The following is a 9,021-nucleotide window of genomic DNA, read 5'->3' as shown; positions in this document are numbered from 1 at the left end:
GATCCTGCGCTCCATGTCCGTGAACGGCTCCGCCCCCAAGTTCGCCTCCCGCATGAACAAAGCAGGCGTCCCCTACGGCGGCATCGCGATCACCGCCGCCGTCTCCCTGCTCGGGGTCCCGCTGAACTACCTCGTCCCGGCCGACGCCTTCGAAATTGTCCTCAACGTCGCCTCCGTGGGCATCATCATGACCTGGGCCACCATCGTCCTGTGCCAGCTCCAACTCAAACGCTGGGCCGACAAAGGCTGGCTCGAACGGCCCAGCTTCCGCATGTTCGGCGCCCCCTACACCGGCTACCTCTCCCTGCTCTTCCTCATCGGCGTCCTCATCATGGTCTTCATCGATTCGCCCCTGACCATGCTCGTCACCGGCATCGCCTCAGCCCTCATGGTGGCCGGCTGGTTCGCCTGCCGCAAACGCATCCGCGAAATCGCCGAAACCCGAAAAGGCTACACCGGCACCGCACCCGTCATCGCCAACCGAACACCCATCAGGTAATCCAGCACCACCGCCAACCGATCCGCACAGCCAAAGAAAGCCCATGACAACGGAAACCGAAGCAACCCTGACCGCATCCCCCACCCGGCCCGCCGCCGTCGTTCCTTCTCCTCCGGAACCACGCCCGGCGCTGAAGTCCGCCGGGCACGTAATTGTTGATTCGCTGCTGGCCCACGGGGTGGAGCGCACCTACGTGGTCCCCGGCGAGAGCTTCCTTGATGTGCTGGACGGCCTGCACCACTCGGAGATTGAAACCATCGTCTGCCGGCACGAAGGCGGCGCGGCCTATATGGCCGAGGCGGACGGGAAGATGCAGCAGCGTCCCGGGGTGGCCATGGTGACCCGCGGGCCCGGGGCGGCCAACGCGCATGTGGGGCTGCATACCGCATGGCAGGATTCCACGCCCATGCTGCTGTTCGTGGGCCTGATCCCGTTTGCGCACCGTGACCGCGAGGCGTTCCAGGAGTTCGACATCAAGGCCTGGTTTGATACCGGAGCCAAACGTGTCATGGTGCTGGACCACCCGGAGCGGGCGTCCGAGATTGTGGCTGAGGCGATGTTTGCGGCCATGAGCGGGCGGCCGGGCCCGGTGGTGGTGGGGCTGCCGGAGGACATCATCCGGCAGCAGATCGACCCGGCTGTCCACCCCGTCATTCCGGTGGCGGCCGGCGGGATGAGCAGTACCGACGCCGCTGCCCTGCACGCTGCGCTGGCGGAGTCCCGCAAGCCGCTGTTTGTCACCGGCGGCAATGACTGGACGCAGGAGGCGGCGGACCAGCTGACCGGATGGCTGGAACGGCATCACATCCCGGCGGCAGCGGAATGGCGGACGCAGGGCACGGTGTCCTTCGATTCGCCGTCCTACGTGGGACCGATCGGCTATGGGCGCCCCCGGCCCACGTACAACCTGCTGGAGGAGACCGACCTGCTGGTGTTTGTGGGGACGGTGCCGGGCGACGTGATTACGGACGGGTTCCTCTGCCGGCAGGACTGGAACAAAAAGAACTTCCTGGTCACGGTGGACCCTTCACTTAGGGGCCGCTCGGGGCCCGTTTCGCGGCAGATCCTGGCCAAGCCCGACGCCTTTGTCCGTGACCTTGCGGGCATTGACCTGCCGGTGAAGGACGATTGGAAGGCGTGGACGGCCCGGATGCGTGGCGAGCAGGAACGGTTCGCCGCCCTGCCCCCGGCGGAACCGGCAGCGGGGCAGGCGAGGATGGACACGCTCATGGCGAATCTGGTGCCCAGGCTGCCGGAGGATTCGATGGTCACCTTCGGCGCGGGCGAACACACCAACTGGGCGCACCGCTATTTCCCCACCCGCCGCTACGCCTCCATGATCAGCGCCCGCAACGGTTCCATGGGCTACTCGGTCCCGGCGGCCATAGCGGCCTCGCTGGCTGACCCACGACGCCGGGTGGTCACCATCGCCGGGGACGGCGAGTTCCTGATGAACGGGCAGGAACTGGCCACCGCGGCGCAGTACGGGGCCACGCCGCTGGTGATCGTGATGGACAACCAGGAGTACGGCACCATCCGCACCCATCAGGAGCGGCACTATCCGGCCCGCGTTTCCGGGACGCAGCTGAAGAATCCGGATTTCGGCCTGATGGCCCGGGCCTTCGGCGGTTTTGGGATCACCGTTATCGAGGATAGTGATGTTCCGGCCGCCTTGGACGCGGCGTTGGCGGCCATCGATGAGGACGGCGTCTTCGCGCTGATCCACCTCATTGTGGAACAGCGGGTCAAAGCCTATTGAGGTGGGTAATTCCTTAGGTGCCGGCCCGGAGATTCCCAGCCGCCGGACGTAGACTGACCTTCGCATCACTTCCCGTGAGCTTCGAGTCAGGTTGGAGCCGGCATGCTCTGGAAACTGTTCCTTGGACACCTGCGGCCGCGCCCGCAGCGGCAGGCAGTAAGCCGGTGTGTCTTCTCCGGGCTGGCAGCGGAGGAAGCGGTATGAGCCCCGAACCCACAGGTGCCCGCGGCGGAACCGCGGCTCCCTCCGACACCCGGCCTGCCGCCGTCGAACGCATCCCGCGTCCTGCCGGCGGGCCGGGCCGGGGCGGGCCGTTTGCCGGCATGAACGTGCCGGCGGAGAAGGCGCTGAACTTTGGCCCGTCCGCCCGGCGGTTGGCGGCGGAGTTGCGCCCCGAAAGGGCCTGGCTGCTGCTGGTCCTGGCGCTCGGCGTCGTCAGCGTTTCCTTCTCGGTGATCGGGCCCAGGCTGCTGGGCGAAGGCACCAACCTGATCTTTGCCGGGGTGGTGTCCCGCGACCTGCCCGCCGGGGTGGGCAAGGACCAGCTGATTGCGCAGCTGCGGGCCGCGGGGGACAACCAGAAGGCGGACATGCTCTCGCCCATGGCGCTGACGCCGGGGCAGGGGATCGATTTTGTGGCGCTGGGCAGCGTGCTGATGTGGGCGCTGCTGCTGTATGTGCTGGCGTCGGCGTTTATGTGGGTGCAGGCATACGTGCTGAACGGCGTGGTGCAGCGGACCGTGTACCGGCTGCGGGAGCGGATCGAGGGCAAGATCCACCGGTTGCCGCTGCGGTACTTCGACTCGATCCAGCGCGGTGAGCTGCTGAGCCGGGTGACCAACGACGTGGACAACGTGTCGCAAAGCCTGCAGCAGACCATTTCGCAAGCGGTGACGTCGGTGCTGACGGTGGTGGGGGTGCTGGTGATGATGCTGATCCTGTCGCCCACGCTGGCGCTGATTGCGCTGGTGACCATTCCGTTGACGCTGGGGATCACGGCGCTGATTGCCAAGCGGTCGCAGAAGCTGTTTGTGGCGCAGTGGAAAAACACCGGCGAGCTGAACGGGCAGATCGAGGAGACGTACACCGGGCATGCGCTGGTGAAGGTGTTTGGCCGGCAGCGGGAGGTGGAGGAGCGGTTCCGGGCCAAAAACGCCGAGCTGTACCAGGCGAGTTTCGGGGCGCAGTTCATTTCCGGGCTGATCATGCCGGCCATGAACTTCATCGGGAACCTGGTGTACGTGGGAATCGCCGTGGTGGGCGGGCTGCAGGTGGCGTCCGGGGCGATGCAGCTGGGGGACGTGCAGGCGTTCATCCAGTACTCGCGGCAGTTCACCATGCCGCTGGCGCAGCTGGGGTCCATGGCGAACCTGCTGCAGTCCGGGGTGGCGTCCGCTGAGCGGGTGTTCTCGCTGCTGGATGAGGAGGAGGAGCTGACGGACCCGGACGCGCCTCTGCGGCCCGAATCGGTGCGGGGGCGGCTGGAGTTCGAGGAGGTGTCCTTTGCGTACTCGGCGGACAAGCCGTTGATCTCTTCGCTGTCGTTGGTGGCGGAGCCGGGGCAGACGGTGGCGATTGTGGGGCCCACCGGGGCGGGAAAGACCACGCTGGTGAATCTGATGATGCGGTTTTACGAGCTCGACGGCGGCCGGATCACCCTGGACGGGGTGGACATCGCGCTGATGCCGCGGCGGGAGCTGCGGGCGCGGATGGGGATGGTGCTGCAGGATACGTGGCTGTTTGGCGGGACCATTCGGGACAACATCGCGTACGGCCGGCCGGGGGCTTCCTCCGAGGAGATCCTGGAGGCGGCAGAGGCGACGTATGTTGACCGGTTTGTGCGGTCGCTGCCTGATGGGTACGACACGGTGCTCACCGACGAGGGCGCCAACGTTTCCGCGGGGGAGAAGCAGCTGCTGACGATTGCGCGGGCATTCCTGGCCCGGCCGTCGGTGCTGATCCTGGACGAGGCGACGTCATCCGTGGACACCCGGACGGAGGTTCTGGTGCAGAAGGCCATGAGTGCTTTGCGTTCCGACCGTACGTCCTTTGTGATTGCGCACCGCCTTTCCACGATCCGCGATGCCGACCTCATTTTGGTAATGGAGGCCGGGCAGATCGTGGAGCAGGGGACGCACGCTTCACTGTTGGCCGCCGGTGGGGCGTACGCGCGGCTGTATGAGGCCCAGTTCGCGGCTCCTGTGGCGGAGGTTTGAAATTTGTGCGACGACGTGTTCCCGAGACCGGGCACCCCCTTGGACAAGATTGTCCGGCAGCACGACCGTCCGGTTGGCATCTTAGGCCCCTTCATCGGACCGTACAGAAAAGCTGATTGGACACTATTCTGACGCTCTTATCCTTTTTGCCTGACGTCAGGTCGGGGTGTGCCATAACCGGATGAAATCCACGATACAAGCGTAGGAGTGTCCGCGAAGAGTTCTGAGTGGTCTCGAAGGCAAGTTGAGGTCGTTGACGAAATGCAACGGGGACCGACTGGTACAAGCCGTCGCAAAGCCGGCCGTGGCCTTGGCCAAGATTGAGCTCAAATCAATAGAACTTCGAATTATGAAAGGACGGGGCAGTGGCCGAAATGGGGCTGCTCCTGGCCGGCCTCTGGACCGGCTCGTATCTTCACCCAAATGTGGGATCAGAACTGTTCAGCCAGGGCCCAGTCGCTGTGGCGCGGGCGCGCGTGTCGGCTACATCGCGGGTGTGCTCGGCGACCACTTAACTCGCTGGCAGCGGCCTGACGGCTTCGAAGAACTCCCTGATCTCGCGCCGGGGGTCGGTTTCCAGCCGGGACTCGTCGTCGAGCAGCAGGGTGCTGCGCTGCGCTCCGTACTCGGGCCACGCGAGGCGTTCCGTGTCAGGAGTTCCCGTGTTGGCGAAGGTTGCCCATGCCCCGCTCATGGCATCGCTGAGGGACTGGGGCGCCTTGCCCTGGGTGAGGAAGGCGGATTCCGGCGCGTCCAGGTGCCGGAAGACGAACGGGATGTCCAGGGCGTGGCAGGCTCCCAGCTTCCCGCCCATCGCCGGGCTGCCCCACGTGAACAGGTAAGCGAAGTTCTTTCCCGCGGCCTCCTGGCGGGCGGCCAGCAGGCGGTTGCTGGGCTGGCGGTAGAGGGAATCGGTGATGGCCGCTTCAAGGAGTTCCTTGCCTGCCGGTTCCCTGCCCAACAGCCGGGTGAGCACCTCCGCGTAGCCGGGGGCAGCCTGAGGCGGTACCCCGGCGCCGGACAGCACGGCGGCGGCGCGGTCCGGGTAGTCCGGGTCAGCATCAGAGTCCGGGCGCATTTCGACGGCGAAAGAGCCCTCGTTCAGGTTGGTGCCGATCAGCAGGTCAACCCCGCGGTTGACCCCGTTGCGGACGGCTTCCAGCGGTGGCACCGGCAGCGACGGTGTTCCCACCGTGGGCTGGAACGGCAGCGGGACCGCGAAGGACTCTGCGGCGGCACGCTGTTCCAGGGCGGCCTGGGCTTCCAGAAGCCGCTCCACCGGGAGGGTCAGCAGTTCCTTTGCTGAGGAGCCGTCCAAACCGCAGAGTTCAAGGAATGCGGCGCTGATTCTCGCCGAGTCCTCCGGCCAGCGGTAGCGTTCGCCCGTGCCGCTTTGCATGATGGCCCGGCAGAAGAGCCCTTCCGACGCCGGCATGCCCAGCAGGGTGCCGATGGCTGCAGCGCCTGCAGACTCCCCGAAAATGGTCACGTTGTGCGGGTCGCCGCCGAAGGCGCCGATGTTGCGGCTGACCCAGCGCAGGGCTTCCAGCTGGTCCAGCAGGGCAAGGTTGGACGAGTCCTCGTAGGCGGGCCCCAACGAGTCCGCCAGGTGCAGGAAACCCAGCGCGCCTAGGCGGTAGTTGATGGACACCAGCACGACGCCCGCAGCAGCGGCGAGCCGGGCGCCGTCGTGCATTGCATCACTGTTGGCGCCCATGAGGTAGGCGCCGCCGTGGATCCATACCATCACTGGCCTGGCCGGACTATCCGTTGCCGGGGTCCAGATGTTCAGGTTGAGGCAGCTCTCTTCGCTCCAGGAGCGCGGCGTGGAGCCGGGAGGTGCGTGGGATCCGGGGTTCTGGGGCGCGGCTGGGCCGGGGGCGGTGCAGTCGAGCACTCCGGTCCAAGGCAAAGCCGGTACCGGCGGCCGGAAGCGGTTGGCTCCCGACGGCGGCTCCGCGTAGGGGATGCCCAAGAACCGCTGGATGGTGGTCCCGTCGGCCTCAAGGGAGGTGCCGCGGATGGATCCTGCCGGAGTGGAGCGGCGGGTCATGTTCTTCGCTGTGGTTTGGCCGGCCAGGACCAGTGGGATCGTAGGATGAGTGGCTTCAGTGGCGATCATGTTGCCCTCCTAGAACGTGCGGGAACGCGAGTCACACCTTTGCGTTGGTCGCCGATGGTGTTCTCGATGGAACCGATGCCTTCCACCGTCATGCGGACCGCGTCGCCGGTTTTCAGCGGCGACGGAGTCTTCGCACCGTTGCGCCCCCAGAGCTCGGCGAGGCAGCCGCTGCCGCACGTGCCGGAGCCCAGCACGTCGCCGGGTCGCACCACGGAGTCCTGTGAGGCGTAGGCCACGAGCTCGGCGAAGGGCCAGCCCATGTGGGAGAGCAGGTCCTGCCCGATGGCTTCGCCGTTGACCTGGACGGCCATGGAGATGGGCAGGAACCCCTCGGCGTCGTGCCGGTCCTCGAACTCGTCCGCCGTGACGATCCAGGGGCCCAGGGTGTTGGCGAAGTCTTTGCCCTTGCAGGGGCCGAGGCTGACCTTCATCTCGCGGCGCTGCAGGTCCCGCGCCGACCAGTCGTTGAGGATTGTGTAGCCGAAGATGTGCCGGTGCGCCTCCGCGGCGGTCAGGTTCCGGCCGTCGCTCCCGGGGACGCGTCCGACGACGGCAGCCACTTCCGTTTCAAAGTCCAGGTCCTCGCAGCCTGCCGGAATACCAATCACCTCGCCGGTTCCGGTCACGGTGTGCGGGTTGGTGAAGTAGAAGGTGGGCGCCTCGTACCACTCGGGAACCACACCGGCCACCCCGTCGATGCTCTTCCGCACGCCTTCAACGTGTTCCTCGAACGCCACGAAGTCCCGGATGGTGGCGGGCACCAGAGGGGCGAGCAGTTGCACCTCCGCAAGCGGAACGGCAGGGGCGGAACCTACGGTTTCGCGGGCAACGAGCAGGGTTTCATCCAGTCCGGCGTCCAACAGCGCTTGGATGCCCTGGCCCGCGGGCAGCGCGTAGCAGTGTCCGCCGTTTACAAAGCCGGACTGCGTCCCGCCGTCGTAATTCCAGCGTGCGATCTTGACCATGAGGGTGTTCCTTAAGCAGTGGGTCGGGCGGCCAGGGCGGTCGCTGCCATGATGCCCAGGGTGCGTGCGTTGCCGCCCAAAACCTGGGCCTCGCCGTCGGACGGGAGGCCGGCAGCCTGGACTTCGTCCACGGGAAGGTCGGAGCCCATGTCGAACGGGTAGTCCGAGCCCAGCAGCACCTGCTCCGGACCCGCAACGGCGACGAGTGCCCGCAGTTCAGCGGGGCTGTGCACCAGGGAATCGAAGTACAGCTTTTTCAGATAGGACGACGGCGGCTGGGAGCAGGCGTGTGCCTCGGGCCGGACCTTCCATGCGTGGTCGGAGCGGCCAAGTTTCGTGGGCAGGTAGCCGCCGACGTGCGCCGCCAGCACTTTCAACTCAGGGTGCCGGTCCAGGACGCCGCTGAAGATCAGGTGGGACAGCGCCACCGCGTTCTCCGCGGGCTGGGACACGGTGTTGGCGAGGTAGAAGCGGTCCAGCCGTTCATCCAGCGAGCAGCCGAACGGGTGCAGGAACACCAGGGCGCCCAGCTCCTCGGCCCGGCTCCAGAACGGTTCCAACCGGGGATCGGAGAGTTCGACCGTGCTGCGTTCCGGATCGTCCGGGGTGGCGGCGAACGATCCGATTTCGACGCCGAGCAGTCCGCACTCCAGCACCGCATGTTCCAGGGCTTCCACCATCAAGGCGGGGTGCTGGAGCGGGACCAGGCCCAGCCCGTTGAGCCGCGCCGGGGCACGGTCAACGAAGTCCCGCACGGCCTGGTTGGCCTGCTTCGCTACCTGCAGGGACAGTTCCTCGCCGGCGAAGTAGTAGAAGTGCGACGGCGACGGCGAAACCAGCTGCACGTCCACACCCTGGGCATCCATGTCCGCGAGCCGGCGGTCCAAGTCCGTCAGCTGCGGCCAGCGCTCCTTGATCATCCGGCCCGAAGCGGCCATCGATTCGGGTCCGTTGCGCCGCACCTCCAAAGCCTGCTGGGCGCCAAAGCCCTCTGGATCCGCCTCCGCTACGAGCTGCTGCAGGGCCGGAAGCAGGATATGGGCATGCACATCCACCGTAGGTTGGGATTCTTCACTGCGGGGATGGGTGCTCATGCTGGTTCCTTCAATATTGTGGAAAAGGGGGTGCATTAGGCCAAGACGTCGGGGGTCGCTGACGCCGACGGGCTGTGGCTCTGTGGCTTGCGTCGAGGGAGGTTAGCGGACGGCGATCGGGTTGACCGGTGAGCCGACTGCCCCGGTGATGGGGAGCGGGGCTGCGGTGAGCAGGAAGTCGTACCTGCCGTCCGCCGCGCACCCTTCCGCCAGGCCGTCCGGGTCCCACATCTCGCCAGGAACAGGCCCAGGTTGGGGATCGCGATCTGGTGCAGGGGCTGGAAGGCGGCGTCGAACTCGTTGGGGCGGACCTCGAAGCCCCAGGTGTCGGTGGCGATCCCGGCGATTTCTGAGCGGTGCAGCCAT

Annotated in this window: 5 protein-coding genes and 2 pseudogenes; 3 read left to right on the top strand and 4 right to left on the bottom strand. The window is 66.5% G+C overall.

Going from position 1 to position 9,021, the window contains the following annotated elements:
- From ASF72_RS09810 to ASF72_RS09800, 3 genes and pseudogenes are all read left to right on the top strand, one after another.
- Window positions 1-499: pseudogene (locus tag ASF72_RS09810) on the top strand (amino acid permease); the annotation flags it as partial.
- A gap of 43 nt (window positions 500-542) precedes the next feature.
- Window positions 543-2,258 carry a thiamine pyrophosphate-dependent enzyme gene (locus tag ASF72_RS09805; protein WP_056598414.1) on the top strand — a complete coding sequence of 572 codons (1,716 nt, stop codon included), beginning with the start codon at window positions 543-545 and terminating at the stop codon, window positions 2,256-2,258.
- Window positions 2,259-2,458: 200 nt separating this feature from the next.
- Window positions 2,459-4,474, top strand: a complete 2,016-nt coding sequence (locus ASF72_RS09800) for an ABC transporter ATP-binding protein (protein ID WP_056598411.1) — start codon at window positions 2,459-2,461, stop codon at window positions 4,472-4,474.
- A 511-nt stretch (window positions 4,475-4,985) separates the two neighbouring features.
- On the opposite strand, the gene ASF72_RS09795 is transcribed toward ASF72_RS09800, so the two are convergent.
- From ASF72_RS09795 to ASF72_RS20990, 4 genes and pseudogenes are all read right to left on the bottom strand, one after another.
- Entirely contained in the window at window positions 4,986-6,596 is a 1,611-nt protein-coding gene (locus ASF72_RS09795; protein WP_235504691.1) for a carboxylesterase/lipase family protein, read from the bottom strand.
- The gene (locus ASF72_RS09790; protein WP_056598409.1) at window positions 6,593-7,561 is read right to left on the bottom strand and encodes a fumarylacetoacetate hydrolase family protein; all 969 of its coding nucleotides are present in this window, start codon (window positions 7,559-7,561) and stop codon (window positions 6,593-6,595) included. Before ASF72_RS09790 ends, ASF72_RS09795 begins: the two co-directional genes overlap by 4 nt.
- 11 nt (window positions 7,562-7,572) lie before the next feature.
- Window positions 7,573-8,655 carry an amidohydrolase family protein gene (locus ASF72_RS09785; protein WP_056598406.1) on the bottom strand — a complete coding sequence of 361 codons (1,083 nt, stop codon included), beginning with the start codon at window positions 8,653-8,655 and terminating at the stop codon, window positions 7,573-7,575.
- Window positions 8,656-8,757: 102 nt separating this feature from the next.
- Window positions 8,758-9,021: pseudogene (locus ASF72_RS20990) on the bottom strand (cyclase family protein); the annotation flags it as partial.

It is taken from the genome of Arthrobacter sp. Leaf141, from assembly GCF_001424565.1.
In the GTDB taxonomy this organism is placed as follows: domain Bacteria; phylum Actinomycetota; class Actinomycetes; order Actinomycetales; family Micrococcaceae; genus Arthrobacter.
Note: the sequence above shows the minus strand (reverse complement) of the source record. Positions and strands in the feature narration are given on the sequence as shown.